Origin of the sequence: Sphingomonas sp. SORGH_AS_0950, assembly GCF_030818415.1 — a bacterium.
GTDB lineage: Bacteria > Pseudomonadota > Alphaproteobacteria > Sphingomonadales > Sphingomonadaceae > Sphingomonas.
In genome coordinates this window covers 2,717,722-2,737,044 of record NZ_JAUTAE010000001.1, presented here as the reverse complement: position 1 = coordinate 2,737,044, position 19,323 = coordinate 2,717,722, and the positions used below count along the sequence as shown (strand labels likewise).

23 protein-coding genes and 2 pseudogenes are annotated in these 19,323 nt (G+C 67.4%); 9 read left to right on the top strand and 16 right to left on the bottom strand.

Translation table 11 applies throughout. The features are described from left to right. Positions 1-24 precede the first annotated feature (24 nt). The 3 genes from rpoN (at position 25) to QE385_RS12155 (ending at position 3,143) form a co-directional block, all read left to right on the top strand. Positions 25-1,509: an RNA polymerase factor sigma-54 gene (gene rpoN / locus QE385_RS12165; RefSeq protein WP_307102168.1), complete on the top strand. Its 1,485-nt coding sequence runs from the start codon at positions 25-27 to the stop codon at positions 1,507-1,509. Positions 1,510-1,581: 72 nt separating this feature from the next. Further along, the gene (locus tag QE385_RS12160; RefSeq protein WP_307102166.1) at positions 1,582-1,935 is read left to right on the top strand and encodes a hypothetical protein; all 354 of its coding nucleotides are present in this window, start codon (positions 1,582-1,584) and stop codon (positions 1,933-1,935) included. Positions 1,936-2,651: 716 nt separating this feature from the next. Then, entirely contained in the window at positions 2,652-3,143 is a 492-nt protein-coding gene (locus tag QE385_RS12155; protein ID WP_307102164.1) for a MucR family transcriptional regulator, read from the top strand. Positions 3,144-3,340: 197 nt separating this feature from the next. On the opposite strand, the gene QE385_RS12150 is transcribed toward QE385_RS12155, so the two are convergent. The 16 genes and pseudogenes from QE385_RS12150 to flgB form a co-directional block, all read right to left on the bottom strand. Continuing rightward, positions 3,341-4,234: a flagellar motor protein MotB gene (locus tag QE385_RS12150; RefSeq protein WP_307102160.1), complete on the bottom strand. Its 894-nt coding sequence runs from the start codon at positions 4,232-4,234 to the stop codon at positions 3,341-3,343. A 3-nt stretch (positions 4,235-4,237) separates the two neighbouring features. Next, positions 4,238-4,543 (bottom strand): annotated as a pseudogene (locus tag QE385_RS12145) (MotA/TolQ/ExbB proton channel family protein); the annotation flags it as partial. Further along, positions 4,534-4,698 carry a hypothetical protein gene (locus QE385_RS12140; protein WP_307102162.1) on the bottom strand — a complete coding sequence of 55 codons (165 nt, stop codon included), beginning with the start codon at positions 4,696-4,698 and terminating at the stop codon, positions 4,534-4,536. The gene QE385_RS12140 and the pseudogene QE385_RS12145, both read right to left, overlap by 10 nt. A 93-nt stretch (positions 4,699-4,791) precedes the next feature. Continuing rightward, entirely contained in the window at positions 4,792-5,685 is an 894-nt protein-coding gene (locus QE385_RS12135; RefSeq protein WP_307102160.1) for a flagellar motor protein MotB, read from the bottom strand. A 3-nt stretch (positions 5,686-5,688) separates the two neighbouring features. After that, complete coding sequence (gene motA / locus QE385_RS12130) at positions 5,689-6,552, bottom strand: flagellar motor stator protein MotA (RefSeq protein WP_219018840.1); 864 nt, start codon at positions 6,550-6,552, stop codon at positions 5,689-5,691. A 100-nt stretch (positions 6,553-6,652) separates the two neighbouring features. Next, the gene (gene flgL, locus QE385_RS12125) at positions 6,653-7,546 is read right to left on the bottom strand and encodes a flagellar hook-associated protein FlgL (RefSeq protein ID WP_307102157.1); all 894 of its coding nucleotides are present in this window, start codon (positions 7,544-7,546) and stop codon (positions 6,653-6,655) included. A gap of 5 nt (positions 7,547-7,551) precedes the next feature. Continuing rightward, positions 7,552-8,904 (bottom strand): flagellar hook-associated protein FlgK, encoded by a 1,353-nt coding sequence (gene flgK / locus QE385_RS12120; protein ID WP_307102156.1) that lies wholly within the window; start codon positions 8,902-8,904, stop codon positions 7,552-7,554. A gap of 15 nt (positions 8,905-8,919) precedes the next feature. Beyond that, a complete protein-coding gene (locus QE385_RS12115) occupies positions 8,920-9,261 on the bottom strand; it encodes a rod-binding protein (protein ID WP_307102154.1) in 342 nt (113 codons plus the stop codon). Continuing rightward, positions 9,258-10,352, bottom strand: coding sequence for a flagellar basal body P-ring protein FlgI (locus QE385_RS12110; RefSeq protein WP_307102152.1), 1,095 nt, complete (start codon positions 10,350-10,352; stop codon positions 9,258-9,260). Before QE385_RS12110 ends, QE385_RS12115 begins: the two co-directional genes overlap by 4 nt. An 11-nt stretch (positions 10,353-10,363) precedes the next feature. Next, on the bottom strand, positions 10,364-11,023 hold the full coding sequence (locus QE385_RS12105) for a flagellar basal body L-ring protein FlgH (RefSeq protein ID WP_307104708.1): 660 nt from the start codon (positions 11,021-11,023) through the stop codon (positions 10,364-10,366). Positions 11,024-11,097: 74 nt separating this feature from the next. Continuing rightward, a pseudogene (gene flgG, locus QE385_RS12100) lies at positions 11,098-11,887 on the bottom strand (flagellar basal-body rod protein FlgG). A gap of 13 nt (positions 11,888-11,900) precedes the next feature. Next, positions 11,901-12,656 (bottom strand): flagellar basal body rod protein FlgF, encoded by a 756-nt coding sequence (locus QE385_RS12095; protein WP_307102150.1) that lies wholly within the window; start codon positions 12,654-12,656, stop codon positions 11,901-11,903. Positions 12,657-12,698: 42 nt separating this feature from the next. Then, positions 12,699-13,991, bottom strand: a complete 1,293-nt coding sequence (locus QE385_RS12090; protein WP_307102149.1) for a flagellar hook protein FlgE — start codon at positions 13,989-13,991, stop codon at positions 12,699-12,701. Positions 13,992-14,020: 29 nt separating this feature from the next. Further along, on the bottom strand, positions 14,021-14,716 hold the full coding sequence (locus tag QE385_RS12085; RefSeq protein ID WP_307102147.1) for a flagellar hook assembly protein FlgD: 696 nt from the start codon (positions 14,714-14,716) through the stop codon (positions 14,021-14,023). A gap of 2 nt (positions 14,717-14,718) precedes the next feature. Continuing rightward, on the bottom strand, positions 14,719-15,129 hold the full coding sequence (flgC, locus tag QE385_RS12080; RefSeq protein ID WP_307102145.1) for a flagellar basal body rod protein FlgC: 411 nt from the start codon (positions 15,127-15,129) through the stop codon (positions 14,719-14,721). A gap of 3 nt (positions 15,130-15,132) precedes the next feature. Beyond that, positions 15,133-15,489 (bottom strand): flagellar basal body rod protein FlgB, encoded by a 357-nt coding sequence (flgB, locus tag QE385_RS12075; RefSeq protein ID WP_307102142.1) that lies wholly within the window; start codon positions 15,487-15,489, stop codon positions 15,133-15,135. A gap of 291 nt (positions 15,490-15,780) precedes the next feature. On the opposite strand from flgB, the gene QE385_RS12070 reads away from it, so the two are divergent. The 6 genes from QE385_RS12070 to QE385_RS12045 all read left to right on the top strand — a co-directional run bounded on the left by QE385_RS12070 (position 15,781) and on the right by QE385_RS12045 (position 19,320). After that, complete coding sequence (locus QE385_RS12070; RefSeq protein WP_307102139.1) at positions 15,781-16,488, top strand: motility protein A; 708 nt, start codon at positions 15,781-15,783, stop codon at positions 16,486-16,488. Further along, on the top strand, positions 16,485-17,033 hold the full coding sequence (locus QE385_RS12065) for a flagellar motor protein MotB (protein WP_307102137.1): 549 nt from the start codon (positions 16,485-16,487) through the stop codon (positions 17,031-17,033). Before QE385_RS12070 ends, QE385_RS12065 begins: the two co-directional genes overlap by 4 nt. Next, a complete protein-coding gene (locus tag QE385_RS12060; protein ID WP_307102135.1) occupies positions 17,033-17,530 on the top strand; it encodes a flagella basal body P-ring formation protein FlgA in 498 nt (165 codons plus the stop codon). The genes QE385_RS12065 and QE385_RS12060 overlap by 1 nt, the downstream gene beginning before the upstream one ends. A 108-nt stretch (positions 17,531-17,638) precedes the next feature. Beyond that, the gene (flgM, locus tag QE385_RS12055; protein ID WP_307102133.1) at positions 17,639-17,932 is read left to right on the top strand and encodes a flagellar biosynthesis anti-sigma factor FlgM; all 294 of its coding nucleotides are present in this window, start codon (positions 17,639-17,641) and stop codon (positions 17,930-17,932) included. Beyond that, positions 17,929-18,240, top strand: coding sequence for a flagellar protein FlgN (locus QE385_RS12050; protein WP_307102131.1), 312 nt, complete (start codon positions 17,929-17,931; stop codon positions 18,238-18,240). Before flgM ends, QE385_RS12050 begins: the two co-directional genes overlap by 4 nt. Before the next feature lie 213 nt (positions 18,241-18,453). Further along, positions 18,454-19,320 (top strand): lytic transglycosylase domain-containing protein, encoded by an 867-nt coding sequence (locus tag QE385_RS12045; RefSeq protein ID WP_307102129.1) that lies wholly within the window; start codon positions 18,454-18,456, stop codon positions 19,318-19,320. The last annotated feature ends 3 nt before the right edge of the window (positions 19,321-19,323 follow it).

The window sequence follows — 19,323 nt, the reverse complement described above, 5'->3', positions numbered from 1 at the left end:
GGGCGTCGGATCGGGGGTATCCGCATGAGCCTGGCCCCGCGCCTCGACATCCGCCAGTCCCAGTCGCTGGTGATGACGCCGCAGCTGCAACAGGCGATCAAGCTGCTGGCGCTGTCCAACCTGGAGATCGAGGCGTTCATCGCCGAGGAGGTGGAGAAGAACCCTCTGCTCGACGCGACCGCGATCCGCGACGTCGCCACCCCCGAGCGTCCCGAGCGCGAGGCGCCCGCCGGTGCCGACGAGCTGGTCGCGGGCACCGCGCCCGCCGAGGATCGCGGGCTCGACCTGGATTATGCGACCGAGAGCCATCAGCAGGACAGCGTCGCCGATGGCGGCACCGGCCCCGACGGCGGGCTGTCGCTGAACGGCGCGGGCACGGGCGGGGGCCTGGGCGGCGAGGATGGGCCCGACTGGGATTCGTTGGCCAATGATGCACCGGGGCTCGCCGAGCATCTGGGCGCGCAGGTCGCGATGATCCTGTCGGGCGCCGACCTGACGATCGCGACCCATATCATCGACCTGCTGGACGAGGCGGGCTATCTGACCGCACCGCTGGCCGAGATCGCCGAGCGGCTGGGCGTCCCGCTGGCGCGCGTCGAATCGATCCTGTCGGTCGTGCAGGGGCTGGAGCCGACGGGGGTCGGCGCGCGCGATCTGGCCGAATGCCTGGCGCTCCAGGCGCGCGAGGCCGACCGCTACGATCCCTGCATGGCGCGGCTCATCGCCAATCTCGACCTGCTGGCGCGCGGCGACCTGGTCCGGCTCAAGCGGATCTGCGGGGTCGATGACGAGGACATGGCCGACATGATCCGCGAGCTGCGCGGCTATGATCCCAAGCCCGGCTGTCGCTATGGCGGCGAACCCGCACAGGCGGTGGTGCCCGACCTGTTCGTCACCCGGACCAAGGCCGGCTGGGGCATCGAGCTGAACACCGCCACCCTGCCCCGCGTGCTGGTCAATCGCCGCTATTATCAGGAACTGCGCCACGGACCGCAGGACAAGGGGTCCAAGGCCTGGCTGGCCGATTGCCTGGCCAGCGCCAACTGGCTGATGAAGGCGCTCGACCAGCGGCAGCGGACGATCATCCGCGTCGCGACCGAGATCGTGAAGCAGCAGGAGGCGTTCTTCCTGAACGGCGTCGCGCATCTGAAACCCCTGACGCTGGCGCGGGTGGCCGAGGCGATCGGGATGCACGAATCGACCGTCAGCCGGGTGACGAGCAACAAATATCTCAGCTGCGCGCGCGGGCTGTTCGAGCTGAAATACTTCTTCACCAGTGGGATTGCGGCGGCGGATGGCGGCGATGCGGTGTCGGCGGAGGCGGTGAAGAGCGCGATCCGGACGCTGATCGCGGGCGAAGGCGCCAAGATCCTGTCCGATGATACGCTGGTCGAACTGCTCCAGGCCAAGGGCTTCGACATCGCCCGGCGCACCGTCGCCAAATATCGCGAATCGATGGGGATCGGCAGCTCGGTCCAGCGACGGCGCGCGCGCGCGCTCAACGGCTGACCACCCCGCCATCTTGTACGTGGACCAAGGTGTATTATATTGAACATACACTGGCACAGGAGTGCGCCGTCGATGGGCAAGAAGAAGCACAAGAAGAAACAGAAAAAGGCGGCACGCGCCGAGCAGGCCGGGCCCGCCACGGCGTCGCCGTTGCACCGGGTCGGGCAGGTCCTGCTGGATCAGGCGCGCAGCCCGATGGGACGCCAGCTGATCGCCACCGGCCTGGTGGTCGCCGCCGCCGCGCTGGCGCGCGATACCCAACGCCCGAGCACCGAAGACTCCTCCGAACCCCCGCCGCAGGACGGCCTGCCGCGCGATCCCGCTCCGTCGGTCCCCGGCGTTTCGGAAGCAGCGGCCTTTGCGGGCATGGCGCTGTCCGCGCTCGACCAGTTCATTCGCCGCAAGACGCCCGAGGACAAGACATAGACGCGGTCGTTCGTCCCCCTCACCTTCAGGCCGGGGTCGACCGCATGGGACGCCCCGCCCATCATTGCGATGCGATACCCGCGTCGACATGATCGCTTGTCGGCGCTGACGCCTCTGGTGGTCATCGAATCAGGTTGGACGGGGGGAGCGACCCGGGTCGCTCGACCCCCGGCACCGACGCGCGATGCCGGTCTTTCCGGCGGCTTCCACTCCTGCTTATCTTGTCATTGAAGCGCGGCGATGCGGCAACCTAGGCGCATGCCCGCCGAATGCATAGCAAAAAAAAGGCTGGTCCGAGGACCAGCCGTGAAAGTTTTTAGGAGAGGATGCCTGAAAGGCCCGCTCTCTTTGGCCGATCGACGCGATTAGCACAACTGCAAGCTAAACAATTTTTGTTGCATTTTTTGCAATCGTGGAACCGAAGGGGCGTGGAAACAGCTGGGTAATTGCTTGCAAAACCACGCTGATGACGGAGCCGTCATCCAATTCTTGATCTGGATTTAAACATGCTTCGCCAAGCATTGCCCGGCTTGCCGACCCTATCGCCGTGCATCTGTGCCCATCAGCCGCAGCAACGCCGTCCCAAATAGAGATATTGGCGCCTCACCAAGTCAAACGAATAGAGAAACGGATATATTTGACCCATTTCCGCTCCGGACGGTTGACGCGGCGAGATTGACGGTTAGGTCAAACCATAAATAAAAAAGGAGCGTATCATGGCCGACGACCCTATCGATGTGAATGCCGTAGAACTGGCGACCGAACTGACCATCGCGTGGCTGGGTAATCCCAACACCCGCACTTCGTCCGAAGAGGTTCCGGCCTTTCTGCACAAGATGCACGAAACCGTATCTTCGCTTCTGGGCAGCGCGCCGCAGGCCGCCGATGTCGAAGCGCCGACCGAATATGTTCCGGCGGTTTCGGTCCGCAAGTCGCTTGCGTCGAAGGATCACATCGTCTCGATGATCGACGGCAAGCCCTACAAGACTCTGCGCCGCCATCTGGCGACCCATGGCCTGACGCCTGAGGAATATCGCGAGCGCTACGGCCTGAAGCCCGACTATCCGATGGTCGCCGAGAGCTATTCGGAAAGCCGTCGCGCGATGGCCAAGAAGATCGGCCTGGGCCGCAAGCCCGGTCCGCGCAACGCGGGCGCCGCGCCTGCCGCGCGCAAGCCGCGCAAGGCCGAGGCCGCCGACGCCGAATAAGCGACGACGCGATCGACCGATCGCATAAAGGCCCGTCCGACCGTCCTGCTCGTCTCCCGGAGCAGGATGGTCGGGCGGGCCTTTTGCTTGGGTGGGGTTGTCATCCCATCCCTTTCCCCTGGACAGGGGAGAGGGAAGAATACCCCTTACGGACTGTCGATCCCCCAAAGACGCCCGGACGAAGCGGACCGTCCCGCTTACTGCCCGAAAGCGCCCTTGCGGTAGAGCAGCGTGATCGCCACGCGGCGGTTGCGCGGGTCGGAGGGGTTGTTCGCGATCATCGGTTCGCGATCGGCGACGCCCTCGATCCGCTCGAACCGCGACTCCGGGAGCCCGCCCGATGCCAGCCGGCGACGGGTCGCCTCGGCGCGGCTGGACGACAGCAGCCAGTTGTTCATCGCGCGCGGATCGCCATAGGGCACGCCGTCGGTGTGGCCGCGGATCATGATCGTGTTGGGCACGTCGGCGACCGTCTTGGCGATCGTGCCGATCAGCTCGGACGCCTCCGGGGTCAGCGTGGTCGTCCCCATCGCGAACATCGAATAATTGGCATTGTCGACCAGGTCGATGCGCAGCCCGTCGTCGGTCGGGATGAAACGCACCTGCTGCGCCAGCTTCTTGAGCTGGGGCGTGACCTCCATCTTCTTCAGAAGCTCGCGCTTGACCGCGTCGAAGGTCTGCTGGTCGCGCGCCATGCTGTCGGGATTGCGCAGCGAGCCCTTGTTGCCGGTGCCCGCCTTGTTGCCGCCCTGGCCGTTGATCTTCATGACCATGGTCTGGGTGATGGCCGCGCTGCTTTCCTTGCGCATCTGGCCCAGCCCCGCGCCGCCGTTCAGGACGCCGCCGCCGATGCCCACCGACTTGGTGTCGAGCAGGGTCGGCGCGAAATAGTCGGCGATGCCCTTGCGCTGCTTCTCGGTAGTGGCGCCCAGCAGCCAGAGCAGCAGGAAGAACGCCATCATCGCCGTCACGAAGTCGGCATAGGCGACCTTCCACGCGCCGCCATGATGCCCGCCATGACCATCGGCGATGATCTTCTTGACGATGACGATCTTGGGCGGCTCGTTCTTGCCGTGCGGTGCGCGGGCCATGGCTTATTTGCCCCGCAGGCCGTCGAACACCTCGGCAAAGCCGGGCTGGTCCTTGTGCGCGATGCCGGAGCGTGCCGCCTCGATGACCAGCGGCTGCGGATGGCCGTGGAGCGAGGCGATGATGATCTGCTTGACCACGTGATAGATGGCCGCGTCGGCGTCGATCACCTGCTTCAGGCGGCCCGCGAACGGGTTCACGATGCCATATGCCAGAAGCACGCCCATGAAGGTGCCGACCAGCGCCGAGCCGATCATGCCGCCCAGCACGCTCGGCGGCTTGTCGATCGAACCCATGGTCTTCACGGCGCCGCGCCTGCCGCGCGCAAGCCGCGCAAGGCCGAGGCCGCCGACGCCGAATAAGCGACGACGCGATCGACCGATCGCATAAAGGCCCGTCCGACCGTCCTGCTCGTCTCCCGGAGCAGGATGGTCGGGCGGGCCTTTTGCTTGGGTGGGGTTGTCATCCCATCCCTTTCCCCTGGACAGGGGAGAGGGAAGAATACCCCTTACGGACTGTCGATCCCCCAAAGACGCCCGGACGAAGCGGACCGTCCCGCTTACTGCCCGAAAGCGCCCTTGCGGTAGAGCAGCGTGATCGCCACGCGGCGGTTGCGCGGGTCGGAGGGGTTGTTCGCGATCATCGGTTCGCGATCGGCGACGCCCTCGATCCGCTCGAACCGCGACTCCGGGAGCCCGCCCGATGCCAGCCGGCGACGGGTCGCCTCGGCGCGGCTGGACGACAGCAGCCAGTTGTTCATCGCGCGCGGATCGCCATAGGGCACGCCGTCGGTGTGGCCGCGGATCATGATCGTGTTGGGCACGTCGGCGACCGTCTTGGCGATCGTGCCGATCAGCTCGGACGCCTCCGGGGTCAGCGTGGTCGTCCCCATCGCGAACATCGAATAATTGGCATTGTCGACCAGGTCGATGCGCAGCCCGTCGTCGGTCGGGATGAAACGCACCTGCTGCGCCAGCTTCTTGAGCTGGGGCGTGACCTCCATCTTCTTCAGAAGCTCGCGCTTGACCGCGTCGAAGGTCTGCTGGTCGCGCGCCATGCTGTCGGGATTGCGCAGCGAGCCCTTGTTGCCGGTGCCCGCCTTGTTGCCGCCCTGGCCGTTGATCTTCATGACCATGGTCTGGGTGATGGCCGCGCTGCTTTCCTTGCGCATCTGGCCCAGCCCCGCGCCGCCGTTCAGGACGCCGCCGCCGATGCCCACCGACTTGGTGTCGAGCAGGGTCGGCGCGAAATAGTCGGCGATGCCCTTGCGCTGCTTCTCGGTAGTGGCGCCCAGCAGCCAGAGCAGCAGGAAGAACGCCATCATCGCCGTCACGAAGTCGGCATAGGCGACCTTCCACGCGCCGCCATGATGCCCGCCATGACCATCGGCGATGATCTTCTTGACGATGACGATCTTGGGCGGCTCGTTCTTGCCGTGCGGTGCGCGGGCCATGGCTTATTTGCCCCGCAGGCCGTCGAACACCTCGGCAAAGCCGGGCTGGTCCTTGTGCGCGATGCCGGAGCGTGCCGCCTCGATGACCAGCGGCTGCGGATGGCCGTGGAGCGAGGCGATGATGATCTGCTTGACCACGTGATAGATGGCCGCGTCGGCGTCGATCACCTGCTTCAGGCGGCCCGCGAACGGGTTCACGATGCCATATGCCAGAAGCACGCCCATGAAGGTGCCGACCAGCGCCGAGCCGATCATGCCGCCCAGCACGCTCGGCGGCTTGTCGATCGAACCCATGGTCTTCACGATGCCGAGCACGGCGGCGACGATGCCGAGCGCGGGCAGCGAATCGGCCAGGCTCTGAAGCGTGCCCTGCGGCCCCTCGACCTCGTGGTGGTGGGTCTTGATCGCATTGTCCATCACCTCCTCGACCGCATGCACGTCGAGCGTGCCCGACGAGACGACGACCAGCCGCAGCGTGTCGGCGATCAGGTTGACCAGCGTATGGTCGGCGACGAGGCGCGGATATTCGGCGAAGACCGACGAGGACTTGGGGTCCTCGACATGCGGTTCCAGCGCGATCGGGCCTTCGGTGCGCAGCATCTTCATCAGCTTCGAGACGAGGAAGATGACGTCGAGATAGTCCTGCTTCTTGTATTTCGGACCCTTGAAGATCTTGCCCATCGCGCCGCCCAGCGCCTTCAGCTCCTTGCCGGAATTGCCGATGACGAGCGCGCCGACGGCCGCGCCGCCGATGATGAGCATCTCGTGCGGGATCGCCTCGAACACGGGGCCCAGCTTGCCGCCGGTGATGGCGAAGCCGCCGAACACCATGCCGAGCAGGATGACGAGGCCGATGGCAGGAAACATGGTGAACCGATTCTCCCGAAGACCGGCGCTGTGCCTGTCAGACCACCCGCCTACGCCTCTTAGGTCAAAATAGGGTTACCGGGCGCGGGCCCGGACAGCATCACTTGAGGTAATCGAACAGCGACAGGTTCGACAGCTTGGTGAAGCTGGCCTGGGTCGCCTGCAACACGGTCATCGTCTGCTGCAACTGGGTGATGGTCGTGACGGCATCGGCGTCTTCGACGCTGGAGCGGAGCGCCGTGCGGTCGGTGGCGGCCTTTTGCTGCAACCCCTGCTGCAATTCGACACGCGCCGCGCGCGCGCCGACCGAGGCCTGCACGCTCGCGATATTGTCGTTCGCGGCACTCAACTTGTTCATCGCGTCCTTGATGGACGCGCTGACGTCACCAGATCCTGACTGAAGTGCGGTAACCAGGTTGTTAAGCACGTTGAGCGTGTCGTCGCTGCCCGCCTTGAACACCCGGTCCGCGCCGACCGACACGTCGATCGACTGGCCGTCGGCGATCGGGATGTCGGAGACACTGGCCCCCGAATAGACATAGGTGCCGTTGACCTGCTTGACGGCATCGGTTCCCGCCGCCGCGCCGAACAGCGGCAGGCCGCGCGCATCCTTGGAATTGGCAAGCCCGACCAGCGCGTCGCGAATCGAGGCGATCTGGTCGCCCACGCTCGACCGGTTGGCGGCCGACAGCGTGCCGTTGGCGGCCTGGGTCGCCAGTTCCAGCGCCTTCTGCACCTGCTTGCCGATCTGGCCCAGCGTGGTGTCCGCCTGTTGCAGCAGCGATCCCGCCACCGTCAGATTGGTCTTGTAGACCGCGTCATTGGCGTCGCGCCGGTTGAACTCGGCGATCTGGGCCGATGCGGCGGCGTCGTCGGATGGGGTCTGCAGCTTCTTGCCGGTCGAAATCTCGACCTGCAGCGCATTCGCCTTGCCCGTCAGCTCCGACATCCGGCGCGACGCCGTTTCATAGAAGACGTTGGTGGAAATCTGCATGGCCGTTACCGGAGCTCGAGAATGGACTGGAAGGTGTCGCGCGCGGCCTGGATGACGCGGCTCGACGCGGAATAGGCCTGCTGGAACCGCATCAGCGTCACCGCCTCCGAGTCCAGCGTCACGCCCGAAGCCGCCGACAGCGTGGCCTTGGCGCCGTCGCTGATCGCGGTCTGCGCCTCGGCGACGGTCTGGCGCTGCTTGAGCGTGGTGGCGTTGCCGGTGACGATCTGGGTCAGCCGGTTTTCGAAATTGCCGGTGCTCGTGTTGCTGCGCGCCTGTTCGAGCAGGGTCAGATTGTCGGCGTTGCGCGATCCCGCGCCATTGCTGGCCGCCGCGATGCCGGAGCCGCTGGTCAGCAACAGGCTCATATTGGCGGTGCCGTCGGTCAGGGCGAACATCTTTGCGCCCTGCTGACCGTTCACGTCCTGGCCGCCCGCCTGCAAGGTATTGACGGTGTTGACGAAATCCTTCGCGACCTGGTTGAAGGCGCCGCGCGTGGCGTTGATCCGCTCCGCCCCGTCGAGCATCCCCGCCATCAACCCGCCGGTGGGGATGAAGTCCTGAAGCTCGCCCTGCACCGCCACCTTGAAGGACACGCTGCCGTCGGTTCCGCGCTGATAGGTCACCGAACCCGTCACGTCGGGTGCGGCCAGCACCGGCCCGGCGCGATCGCCCAGCCGCACCGTCGCGCGCCCCAGATAGTCGGTGGTGCTGGTGATGTCGGCCAGCGCGCTCATCTTGGTCAGGATCTGGTCGCGCTGGTCGGTCAGTTGCGCCGCCGCCGCCGTTCCCGCCTGGGTCCGGCCCAGCCCGTCATTGACGCGCACCAGCGAGACGGCGAGCGAGGACAGGTCCTGCGCCGCCTGCCGCGCCTGGCCGTCGAAATCGGACTGGACCTGGTCGAAGGCCGCATTGGTCGCGCTGAAGGCGCTGGCGGTCGACCGCGCCGCCTCCAGCATCGTCGCGCGCAGCGCGTTCGAGCTCGGATCCGAGGCCAGGGTGCGCGCGGCGGTGAAGAAGGAGGTCAGGCGGGTCTGCACCTGATCGCCGGTCAGCGTGCTCTCGATCCGGCTCAGCCAGGTCGCCCCCGTCTGGGTCCGCGACAGGTCGGAGGTGGCGGCGCGCACCGCGGCGGTGGCATAGACGTCGGTCGAACGCGCGATGCCCAGCACCACCACGCCCGAGCCCGCCGACACCTTGTTCGCCGACAGCCCCGCCGCGGGCGAGACCTCCTGCGTCGTGACCGTCCGGCGCGAATAGCCGTCCGTCGCGACATTGGCGATATTCTCACCAACGGCGGTCAGCGCGGTTTGATATGCGCGGACGCCCGAAGCGCCGATAGAGAGCAGATCGCTCATGCGACTCGTGCTACATTATTTCTGGTTAACGGCAGGTTGAGATTTGGCGAGGAAGGCGGTGACCGCCTTGCCGATGCCCAGCGGCGCCTGGACCGCCATCGTCTGCGCGACCTGTTGATCCTGCATGTCGCGGAACGTGTCCAGCGCCTTCGATTCGAACATCGTGTCGCCCAGCTTGGTCTGGCGCATCGCCTTGAGCATCATGCCGGTGAAGATCGCCTCGAACTGGGTGCCCGCCTTGTCCAGATTGGCGCCGTTGGACAGCCGCCGGGTGTCGGTCGACACGCTTCCCGAAATCGCCGAGGCGGGGGCGGAAGTCGGCGAAATCGCCGAGCTGGGTGCGATGCTCTGGGTCACAGGACGATCAACTCCGCTTTCAGCGCGCCGGCTTCCTTCAGCGCTTCGAGGATGGCGACCAGGTCGGACGGGGCCGCGCCGATCGCGTTCACCGCCTTGACGATGTCGGCGAGCTTGGGACCGGGGGCCAGGACGAACATCGGACGACGCTCCTCCTCGACCGAGACGCCCGATTTCTGGGTGATCGCAGTCTGGCCGCCGCTCAAGGGGCCGGGCTGGCTGACGCGCTGCTGCTCGTCGATCTTCACGGTCAGCTTGCCGTGAGTCACCGCCGCCGGGCCGACCCGGACCGCCGAGTTGATGACGACGGTGCCGGTGCGCGCGTTGACGATCACCTTGGCGGGCGGCTCGGCGGAGGCGACGTCGAGATTCTCGATCTCGGACATCAGCGTGGCGCGGACATCGGCACCCATCGGCGCGCGGACCGCGACCGACACGGCGTCCATCGCCTGCGCAATGCCCATGCCGAGGCGCGCATTGATCGCCTGCGCGACATTCTGCGCGGTGGTGAAGTCGGCGCGCGCCAGGTTGAAGGTCAGCATCGGCGCGGTGTCGAAGCCGGTCGCGACCGCACGCTCGACCGTCGCGCCCTCGGGGATGCGGCCGGTGGAGGGGACGTTGACGACGATCTTCGACCCGTCCGCACCCTCGGCACCCAGGCCGCCGACCGCGAGATTGCCCTGCGCCATCGCATAGATCTGGCCATCGGCGCCCTGGAGCGGGGTGAGGATCAGCGCGCCGCCGCGCAGCGACTTGGCCTTGCCCATCGAGGACACGGTGATGTCCAGCTTCTGCCCCGGCTTGGCGAAGGGCGGCAGCTCGGCGGTGACCATCACCACCGCGGCGTTCTTCATCCCCGGATTGGCGCCCGGCGGCAGTTGCAGGCCGAACCGTGAAACCACCGCCTTCAGCGACTGGACGGTATATTCCAGATTGTCGTCGCCCGTGCCCGGCAGGCCGACGACGACGCCGTATCCGGTCAGCTGGTTGGTGCGGATGCCCTGGAAACCGCCCAGATCCTTGATCCGGTCGGCCGAGGCCGGGGCCGCGATCAGGAGCGTGGCGAGGAGCGTGAGGAGGAAGCGGATCATGTCTCTATGCCTCAGAACGGGCTGACGGCCTGGAAGAAACGGCTCAGCCAGCCCTGGCGGCTGGCGCGGGCGACGTCGCCCTTGCCGGTATAGGCGATCTGCGCATCGGCGACGCGGGTCGATTCGACGCGGTTGTCGATGCCGATATCGGCCATGCGGACCAGCCCCTTGATCCGGATGAACTCGTCACCGCGGTTCAGCGTCACGCGCTTCTGCCCCTGGACCAGCATGGTGCCGTTGGGGAATACCTGCGCCACGGTCACGCTGATCTCGCCCGACAGCGAGTTGGACTGGTCGGCCGCGCCCGAACCGTTGAAGTTGCGGCTGCCGCCCATGCCGATATCGGTCGACTTGAGCAGCGAGCCCAGCGGGCCGGTGGTCGGCGGGTTGATCCCCAGATCGCCCTTCGAGCCGAGCTTGGAGGTCGCCGACTTGGACGCCGCCGTGCGCTCGACGAGGACGATGGTCAGCGGATCGCCGACCCGGCGCGCGCGCCATCCCTCGTACAGCGCGGCATAGCCGTCGGCCGCCTGGAAGATCGAGCCGTTGGCGGGCTGGACCGGCTGGGCGGGCATGGGCGCGGGGCGGGTGGTGGTGAAATCCTCGACCGGCTGCTTCTTGCCGAAGAGGCTGGCCTGCGCGGGCAACGGCGCGAGCGCGGCGACGACCATCGCGGCGGCCGCCGTCGACAGCGCCAGTTCGATCCAATAGTCGAAACGGGAAAGAGCCAGACGCATCACCGGCCTCACAGATTCTGGTTGGCGTATTGGAGCATCTCGTCGGTCGACTTGATCATCTTCGAGTTGACCTCATAGGCGCGCTGGGTCTCGATCATGTCGACCAGCTCCTCGACGACGTTGACGTTCGACCCTTCGAGCATGCCCTGGCGGATCTGGCCGCGCCCCTCGAGCCCGGCGACGCCCATGCCGACCGCGCCCGAGGCGGCGGTCTCGGTCAGGTAATTGTCGCCCTTGGACTGGAGGCCCGCCGGGTTGGGGAAGGTCGCGACCTGGATCTGGCCGATCTCGGCGGGGGCGACCTGGCCCTGGATGGTGGCCGACACGGTGCCGTCGGAGCCGATGGTGATCTGGGTCGCGCCCTGCGGCACGGTGATGCCCGGCATCACCTGATAGCCCTCGGACGTGACCAGCAGCCCCTCGGCCGAGCGCGAGAAAATTGCCCGCGCGGGTATAGCCCAGCGTCCCGCCCGGCATCTGCACCTGGAAGAAGCCCTCGCCGTCGAGCGCCATGTCCAGGCTGTTGTTGGTGGTCTGCATCGACCCTTGCGTGTTGATCCGCGCTGTGCCCTGGATGCGCACGCCGGTGCCCAGGTTCAGGCCGGTCGCATATTTGCTCTCGGTCGAGCTGGCGGCGCCCGGCGCGGTGATCGTCTGATAGGCCAGCGTCTCGAACGCGGCGCGATCGCGCTTGAACCCGGTCGTGTTGACGTTGGCCAGGTTGTTCGAGATGACCCGCATGCGCATATCCTGGGCGTCGAGCCCGGTGCGCGCGATGTGCATGGCGGCGGAAGACATAAACCCCTAATCCTCAGCTCGGCAGCCGCATCAGCGATGCGCTGTTCTCGTCCATCGACTTGGCCTCTTTCATGAGGTTGGCCTGCACCTCGTAGCTGCGCTGGTTCTCGATCATGTCGACCAGCGTCTGGGTCATGTTGACGTTCGACCCTTCCAGCGCGCCCGACTGGACGGTGGCGTCCATGTCCTGCGGCAGCGCCCCGCCGCCCTTGACGCGCAGCAGATTGTCCAGCCCCTTGACCGTCTGGCTGCCGCGCGTGTCGGCCAGCTTCATCCGGTCGATCACCTGCGGCTGGGTGCCGGGCCCCGCGCCCAGCGGCACGATCGACAGCGTGCCGTCGGGCGAGACGCTCATCGAATTATAGGGGGGCACGGTGATCGGGCCGTTCTGGCCGATCACCGGATAGCCGTCGCCGGTCTGCAGCACGCCCGAGGCCGTGACCTCCAGGTCGCCGCGACGGGTATAGGCTTCCGACCCGTCGGGGGCCTGCACCGCCAGCCACGCGCTGGAGGTCGCGACCGCGACGTCCAGCGGATTGCCGGTATGCTGGACGGTGCCGGGCTGGCGGTCGGCGTCGGTCACTTCCTCGGCGGTGGGCATCCGCGCCTCGAACGCCGCGCCGCCGCCCTTCAGGTCGATACGGTCGAACACGACCCGGTCCGAACGGAAACCGATCGTCGAGGCATTGGCCATGTTGTTGGCGATCGCCGACTGCGCCGACATGTGCGCCCGCAGTCCCGTCGCCGCCGTATAGACCAGCTTGTCCATCGCTGCCCCCCGTTACCTGTCCCGTTACCCGGCCCGTTTCGCTTAGCTGCGGATGTTGAAGATGGTCTGCGAGATCTGGCTCGACGTATCGAGCGCCTTGGCATTCGCCTGGAAATCGCGCTGCGCCGCGATCAGGTTGACCAGCTCCTCGGTGATGTCGACGTTCGACCCCTCGATGGTGCTCGACCGGATCGCGCCATAGGCGCCCTGGTTGGCGGTGCCGAACTTGGCCGCGCCCGACTTGCCGGTCGCCTCCCAATAGCTGTTCCCCTCCTGGCGCAGGCCCGGCATGTTGACGAAGGTCGCCACCGCGACCTTGCCCAGCGCGGCGGTCTCGCCGTTGGAGAAGGAGGCGGTCACCAGGCCGTCGTCGCCGACCGACACGCCCGACAACAGGCCCACCGACTTGCCGTCCTGGGTGCGCGAGGCGACCGAGAAGATCGAACCCGACTGCGACGAGCCGGTATAGTCGATCGACAGCGGCTGCGACGTGGTCGAGGTGCGCGGGGTGAAATTGTCGAACTTGGTCGCCCCGGTCGGCGACTTCAGGTTGCCGCCCGAATCGAAGGTCATCTTGATCGGGTCCTTCGACCCGCCATTGGTCGTCATCTGCTGATCGCCGACGAAGCTGTAGACCAGCCAGCTGCTGCTGCCGTCCGAGGGCTGGATCGCATTGCCATTGGCATCGACCGGCAACGGCGCGCGGACATAATAGTTGGTCAGCGTCATGGCATTGCCCGCCGTGTCGTAGATCTTGGTCTGGGTCGTGTTGTTGTACGTGCCCATGTTGGTGCGGTCGAACGCGGCGGTCGGCGCGACGGCGGTGCTCGACAGGTTGATGGCCATCGTCACCTTCTTGGTGGCGACCGGCGTGCCGCTGGTCGTGGGCAGCTGAAGGCTGGTCAGGCCGTCATTGCCGAACGCGGTGACGTTGCCGTCCTTGTCGACCGGGAACACCTGGACGCGGTTGCCCTGCGTGTCGGTCACATAGTTCTTGGTGTCGACCTGGAACGAGCCGTTGCGCGTGTACTGGAGCGTACCCGCGGTGCCGCCCGCCTGCACCGTGAAGAAGCCGTCGCCCGAAATGGCGAGGTCCAGCGCGTTGGAGGTGCTGGTGTAATTGCCCTCCTTGAACTCCTGCCGGTTGGCCTTGACCACGGTGCCCGAGCCGACCTGCTTGAACGGGTCGGTGGCGAAATTGGCGGCCATCACGTCGGCGAATTCGGCGCGGCTCTTCTTGAAGCCGTTGGTGCCGACATTGGCGAGGTTGTGCGAGATGACCGACATGTCGGTCTGCGAAGCCTGAAGGCCGCTGAGCGAGGTGTAGAAGGACATGGGCTATCTTCCTGGTACGTGAAGGGGGATCAGCCGACGGCGCGGACGGCGGAGAGCTGGACCTGGCCCAGACCGGCGACGGTCAGGACCGGCGAGCCGGTGGAGGGCAGCGAGACGGACTGGACGGGCGCCCAGACCAGCGAGCGGCTGGTGACGGCGGTGCTGCCGTTGTTGGCGGACACCGAGATGGTGAAGGGCCCCGATCCGGCGCTCTTGCCGTCGGCGGTCTTGCCGTCCCAGTCATAGCTGGCCGCGCCCGCCTTCTGCGCGCCGAGCGACAGCGTCTTGAGGACCCCGCCGCTGGCATCGGCGATGGTCACCGTCACGTCGGACGCCGCGGCATCCAGTTCGACCTGGCCCGCCAGCCCGCCGCTGGTGCGGCCATAGGCGGTCGTGCCCTGGGTCAGCACGGTCTTGCCGACATAATTCATCGCGGCCGACGGCGTGGTCCCGGTCAGCTTGTTCGCGAGCGAGGTCAACGTGGTGTTCATCTCGGAGATGCCCGCCACGCTGGAGAATTGCGCCATCTGGGCGACCATCTGGGTATTGTCCATCGGCGAGAACGGATCCTGGTTCTTCAGCTGCGCGGTCAGCAGCTTCAGGAAATCGGCCTGACCCAGCGTGGTGGACTTCTTGGCCGCCGTGGTGGTCGAGGACGAGCCGGTCGACCCGGTTCGCGCGATGCCCAGACTGTCGAGCGTCGACTCGAGCGCGGTGGATGTCATGATCAGCGTCCCAGCTTGAGGGTATCGAGGATCAGCGACTTGGCCGTCTGCATGACCTCGACATTGTTCTGGTAGGTGCGCGAGGTCTCCATCATGTCGACCAGCTCGCGGGTCTCGTCGACGGCGGCCTCGTAGATATTGCCGTCCTTGTCGGCCAAGGGGTTGTTCGGATCGTGCCGCTTGGCGGGGTCCTCCCCGGCGGTCACGATCTTCTCGACATCGACGGTGGACAGGCCGGTCGCGGCGTCGAAGCTGGTGCGGAAGACCGGCTTCATCGTCTTGTACGCAGTCTCGGCCGACCCGGCGACGCCGCCCGCATTGGCGAGGTTCGACGCGGTGGTGTTCATCCGCACAAGCTGCGCCGACATGGCGCGGCCCGCGACCTGGAAGATGGAGAGAGGCGTGTCGGCCATCGCTTATTCGCCCTTCAGCGCACGGGTGATGGTGGAGATGCGGCCGTTCAGGAACGACAGCGTCGTCTGATACTGGACGGCGTTTTCGGCGAAGGCGGTCTGTTCCTGGTTGAGTTCGACCGTGTTGCCGTCGAGCGAAGTCTGGAGCGGCACGCGATACTTCGTCGCGCCGGCGATCCCCTTGCCCTGGCCCTGGTCGGAGCCGCCCTCGATCGCGGCGAGCGCCGCCTTGAAATCGATGTCGCGCGCCTTGAATCCGGGGGTGGAGGCGTTGGCGATGTTCGAGGCCAGCACACCCATGCGCTGCGCCCGGACTTCCAGCGCCGCGCCGTGAATTCCGAAAAGCGTTTCTGCGGCCATCGTTCAACCTCCTTTCCCACGCGGATCATCGCGATAGCCGGGGATACGCAATCACCGTGCCAACCTGTCGAAAGGCGCGGAAAGGCGCGGGGTCGGGCTGGCCCGGCCGCCCGGCCCGCCCACCCTCCGGCAAGGCGTTGCCGCCTTTTGCCGGTAGGCGGCAACGAAGCGGCAGCAGGGTCCTGCCGCCCCGCCCGTGCCGCGCGCGCCGCCCCGACGCGCTCCCCCCACCGGGTGCGACTTTGGCGAATCCGCACAGGCATTTGGCCCGGTCTTTGCGTGGCGGCGCGCATGATAGCCCTTCCACCGCTCCACCAGTTCTTCGACTCCGCGGCGCTCGCCATCGTGCTGGGCGGGACGCTGATCGCGACGCTGTTGCGCACGCCATGGCGTGACGGGCGGCGCGCGCTCCGGGCGCTGGCCGTACTGGTACGGAAGCCCTTCGCCGCCGAGCCGCTGATCGAACAGATCGCGCATCTGTCGCGCGTCGCGCGGCGGCACGGGGTGCTGACGCTCGATCGTTCGGTCGTCACCGACCCCGATCTGGCCGAGGCGATCGCCGCGATCGTCGATGGCGAGGGGCCGGAGGCCGTGACCGCGCGGCTCGACCTGGCGCGGCAGGGCCGGATCGAACGCCATGTCGCGGTCGCCGATATCTGGACCGGCGCGGCCGAGGTGGCGCCCGCCATGGGCATGGTCGGCACGCTGATCGGACTGGCGGCGATGTTCGCGACGATGAACGATCCGCAGCGGATCGGCGGCGCGATGGCGATCGCGCTGCTTGCCACCCTCTATGGCGCGCTGTTCGCCAATCTGGTCGCCCAGCCGATCGCGATGCGGCTGCGTCGCGCCGCGCGGATCGAGGCGTTCGAGCGGACCCGCATCGTCGCCCCGCTCGCCGCCCTGGCCGCGCGCGAGGCCCCGCGCCCCTCGCGCGGATCGACGGCGTCGTCCAAGTCGGGCCCGTCCTCGCCGCCCAGCCTGATGAGCGTGGCATGAGCGATCCGGTGTTTCCCGATCCCGTGCCCTCGCGGCCGATCTGGCTGATCACGCTGGCCGACCTTGCCCTGTTGCTGGTCGGCTTCCTCGTTCTGGTCCAGGCGACGGGGGCGGAGCGGCGGCCCGCGCTGCTCAACGGACTGCGCGCGCAGTTCGGCGCCAACACCGATCCCGCGTCGCAGGCGCTCCGCCTGCCCCCCGCCCCGCCGCCCGCCATGCCGGTCGCCACCGCCTCGCTGAGCTTCGCCCCCGGTTCGGCCGAGCCGGTCGATCCCGACCCGCTGCTGGGCCCCTGGGCGCGCGAGGCGCTGGCCGATCCGCGCATCCGCCTGTCGATCACCGGGGCGACCGACGGCAGCGCCGCCGATGTCGATCCCGTCACCCATAGCGCGGTCGTGCTGGCCGCCGATCGCGCCCGCGCCGCCGCCGCGCTGATCGGCCCCGCCGCCGCCGACCGCCTGATCCTTTCCACCGCCGCCAAGCCGGGCCCGCGCATCGCGATGGTCACGCTCGTCTTTGCCGGCGATCCGCCACGGAGACCCTGATGATCCTGTCGCTGCTTCTGGCCGGTGCCGCCGGCTTTCAGGATATTGCCGCGCTCGACGCCGCCGTCACCGCCTTTACCGGCCGCCCCGTCGGGGTGGAGGGGGGCGCCCGGTCGCCGGTCGATGCCAGGCTGAAGCTCAGCCAATGCCCCACCGTCGCGCTGTCATGGCGCACCGAGATGCACGACGCGGTGGTCGTCACCTGTTCCAGCCCGCAATGGCGCATCTTCGTGCCGGTGCTGGCCGTGCCGAAGCCCGCCGCCGAGCCGCGCCCGATTCCCGTCGCCGCCGCCCGGGTGGAGCCGGTCATCCGGCGCGGCGATCCGGTGGTGATCGAGGCGGGATCGAACGGCTTTTCGATCACCCGCGAAGGCGTGGCGATGGCCGATGCCGCGCCCGGCGCGCATTTCCTGGTCCGCATCGATTCGTCCCGCCAGCCGGTCCAGGCGGTCGCGCTGGCCAGCGGTCGCGCCACCCTGCCCGGCTGGGCCGAATAGCGGAATGCCCATGGGCCGGAAAATCGGGGGCGAGAGCGTAAATTCCCCCTAAAGATTCCCCGGATTCGGCCGTTACCCTCCATGTCAGCGGAACCAGAAGGTGCGGACATGGTGGATGTAACAAGGCTGAGTGCCGGGGAAGCGAGGATCGGGCGGATCGCCGCCGTGACGCGTCCCAACGCGCTCGCGGCGAGCACCCAGACCGCTCCGAACCCGGCCAAGGCGGCCAGCGAGACCAGCGGCGTCGGCAATCTGGCACGCGATCTGGCGGCCCAGCCGCCGGTCGACATGGATCGCGTCGCCCAGATCAAGAAGGCCATCGCCAATGGCGATTTCCCGATCCTGCCGGCGACCATCGCCGACCAGATGATCGCCCTGAAGCTCGACTGGAACGGTAAATGACGCGCCGTGACGCCCTGATCCAGGTCATCGAGGCCCTGCACCGCGAAATCGCGGCGCTGAAGTCGAACGACGTGGTCGCCCTCGAACGCGCCACCTCCGAGAAGCTGGCCGCGATCGAACAGGTCGCCGCGCTGGGCACCGGCCCCGCCGGACCCGAGCTGCGCGAGCTGGCCGACGAGGCCAACCGCCTGAACGAGACCTGCCGCATCTATGTGAACCTGATGGCGGCCAATGTCCGTCGCAAGCTCCAGACCCTGACCGGGGATGCCGGCATGGGCTATCGCCCCGCGATGCGCGCCTACGCCTGATTGCCGCTTGCCGGGCGGCAAGCCGTTGCCGCTTTGCCGCCACGCCCCCTGCCGACCCTGATGGCCGGTCCTGCCGGTCCCCAGCACGAAAGCCCGCTTTGCCGGGCTTTTTTCCTGTCCCGCGCCGGATTCGCACCGCCCCCCGGCAGAGTCGCGGGGAATTGGCACGCCCTTTGCTGAGTAGAGCCCGAACAAGGGCTTTTACCGAACAGCATGACCGTCCAACCCGTCTCTCAAACCAGGATCCAATCGGCCATCGCGCTGGCGTCCAGCCGCACGGGTGTCGATTTCGGCTATCTGCTGGGGCAGGCCAAGCTCGAGTCCGGGCTGAACGCGAATGCCCGTGCGGGGACCTCCTCGGCCTCGGGTCTGTACCAGTTCGTCGAGCAGAGCTGGCTCGCGGTGGTCAAGAAGCACGGCGCCGAGCATGGCCTGGGCTGGGCGGCGGATTCGATCGGCCAGTCGGGCGGACGCTATCATGTGTCGGGCGAGGCGCGCACCGCCGTCATGGGGCTGCGCAACGATCCCACCGCCGCCTCGCTGATGGCGGCCGAACATGCCTCGGACAACAAGAGCGCGCTGGAGGCGACGCTGGGCCGCGAGGCGGGCGGCACCGACCTGTATATGGCGCATTTCCTGGGCCTGGGCGGCGCGACCAAGTTCCTGAGCAAGATGGCGTCGAGCCCGCAGGCGACCGGCGCCGCGCTGTTCCCCGCCGCCGCGCGCGCCAACCGCTCGGTCTTCTACGCCGCGAACGGCCAGCCGCGCACGCTCTCGGACATCTATAACCGCTTCGCCGACAAGCTGGCGGGCAGCAGCGCCGACAGCGACGCGACCCGCGCCGCCAACCTGCAATTCGCCGCACAGGCGCTCGCGCTGAAGGGCATGGGCGAGGATGCGACGGTCGTCACCGGTAACAACGAAAGCGCCGCCGACGCCATGGCCTGGGCCAACAGCACGATGAACCGGCTGGGCCTGCGCAACGGATCGGCCAGCATCACCGACAGCGACAGCGTGCTGCGCCCCAAGCCCGACCATGCGCGGCTGGCGTACATGATGCTCGCGAGCATGGGGGGTTAAACG

Excerpts from the sequence above, each read along its gene's own strand:
- rpoN (WP_307102168.1), top strand. The coding sequence starts at position 25 with ATGAGCCTGGCCCCGCGCCTCGACATCCGCCAGTCCCAGTCGCTGGTG.
- QE385_RS12160 (WP_307102166.1), top strand. The coding sequence starts at position 1,582 with ATGGGCAAGAAGAAGCACAAGAAGAAACAGAAAAAGGCGGCACGCGCC.
- QE385_RS12155 (WP_307102164.1), top strand. The coding sequence starts at position 2,652 with ATGGCCGACGACCCTATCGATGTGAATGCCGTAGAACTGGCGACCGAA.
- QE385_RS12150 (WP_307102160.1), bottom strand. The coding sequence starts at position 4,234 with ATGGCCCGCGCACCGCACGGCAAGAACGAGCCGCCCAAGATCGTCATC.
- QE385_RS12140 (WP_307102162.1), bottom strand. The coding sequence starts at position 4,698 with ATGACAACCCCACCCAAGCAAAAGGCCCGCCCGACCATCCTGCTCCGG.
- QE385_RS12135 (WP_307102160.1), bottom strand. The coding sequence starts at position 5,685 with ATGGCCCGCGCACCGCACGGCAAGAACGAGCCGCCCAAGATCGTCATC.
- motA (WP_219018840.1), bottom strand. The coding sequence starts at position 6,552 with ATGTTTCCTGCCATCGGCCTCGTCATCCTGCTCGGCATGGTGTTCGGC.
- flgL (WP_307102157.1), bottom strand. The coding sequence starts at position 7,546 with ATGCAGATTTCCACCAACGTCTTCTATGAAACGGCGTCGCGCCGGATG.
- flgK (WP_307102156.1), bottom strand. The coding sequence starts at position 8,904 with ATGAGCGATCTGCTCTCTATCGGCGCTTCGGGCGTCCGCGCATATCAA.
- QE385_RS12110 (WP_307102152.1), bottom strand. The coding sequence starts at position 10,352 with ATGATCCGCTTCCTCCTCACGCTCCTCGCCACGCTCCTGATCGCGGCC.
- QE385_RS12105 (WP_307104708.1), bottom strand. The coding sequence starts at position 11,023 with ATGGTCGTCGCCGCGCTCGCGCCGTTGCCCGCGCAGGCCAGCCTCTTC.
- QE385_RS12095 (WP_307102150.1), bottom strand. The coding sequence starts at position 12,656 with ATGGACAAGCTGGTCTATACGGCGGCGACGGGACTGCGGGCGCACATG.
- QE385_RS12090 (WP_307102149.1), bottom strand. The coding sequence starts at position 13,991 with ATGTCCTTCTACACCTCGCTCAGCGGCCTTCAGGCTTCGCAGACCGAC.
- QE385_RS12085 (WP_307102147.1), bottom strand. The coding sequence starts at position 14,716 with ATGACATCCACCGCGCTCGAGTCGACGCTCGACAGTCTGGGCATCGCG.
- flgC (WP_307102145.1), bottom strand. The coding sequence starts at position 15,129 with ATGGCCGACACGCCTCTCTCCATCTTCCAGGTCGCGGGCCGCGCCATG.
- flgB (WP_307102142.1), bottom strand. The coding sequence starts at position 15,489 with ATGGCCGCAGAAACGCTTTTCGGAATTCACGGCGCGGCGCTGGAAGTC.
- QE385_RS12070 (WP_307102139.1), top strand. The coding sequence starts at position 15,781 with ATGATAGCCCTTCCACCGCTCCACCAGTTCTTCGACTCCGCGGCGCTC.
- QE385_RS12065 (WP_307102137.1), top strand. The coding sequence starts at position 16,485 with ATGAGCGATCCGGTGTTTCCCGATCCCGTGCCCTCGCGGCCGATCTGG.
- QE385_RS12060 (WP_307102135.1), top strand. The coding sequence starts at position 17,033 with ATGATCCTGTCGCTGCTTCTGGCCGGTGCCGCCGGCTTTCAGGATATT.
- flgM (WP_307102133.1), top strand. The coding sequence starts at position 17,639 with ATGGTGGATGTAACAAGGCTGAGTGCCGGGGAAGCGAGGATCGGGCGG.
- QE385_RS12050 (WP_307102131.1), top strand. The coding sequence starts at position 17,929 with ATGACGCGCCGTGACGCCCTGATCCAGGTCATCGAGGCCCTGCACCGC.
- QE385_RS12045 (WP_307102129.1), top strand. The coding sequence starts at position 18,454 with ATGACCGTCCAACCCGTCTCTCAAACCAGGATCCAATCGGCCATCGCG.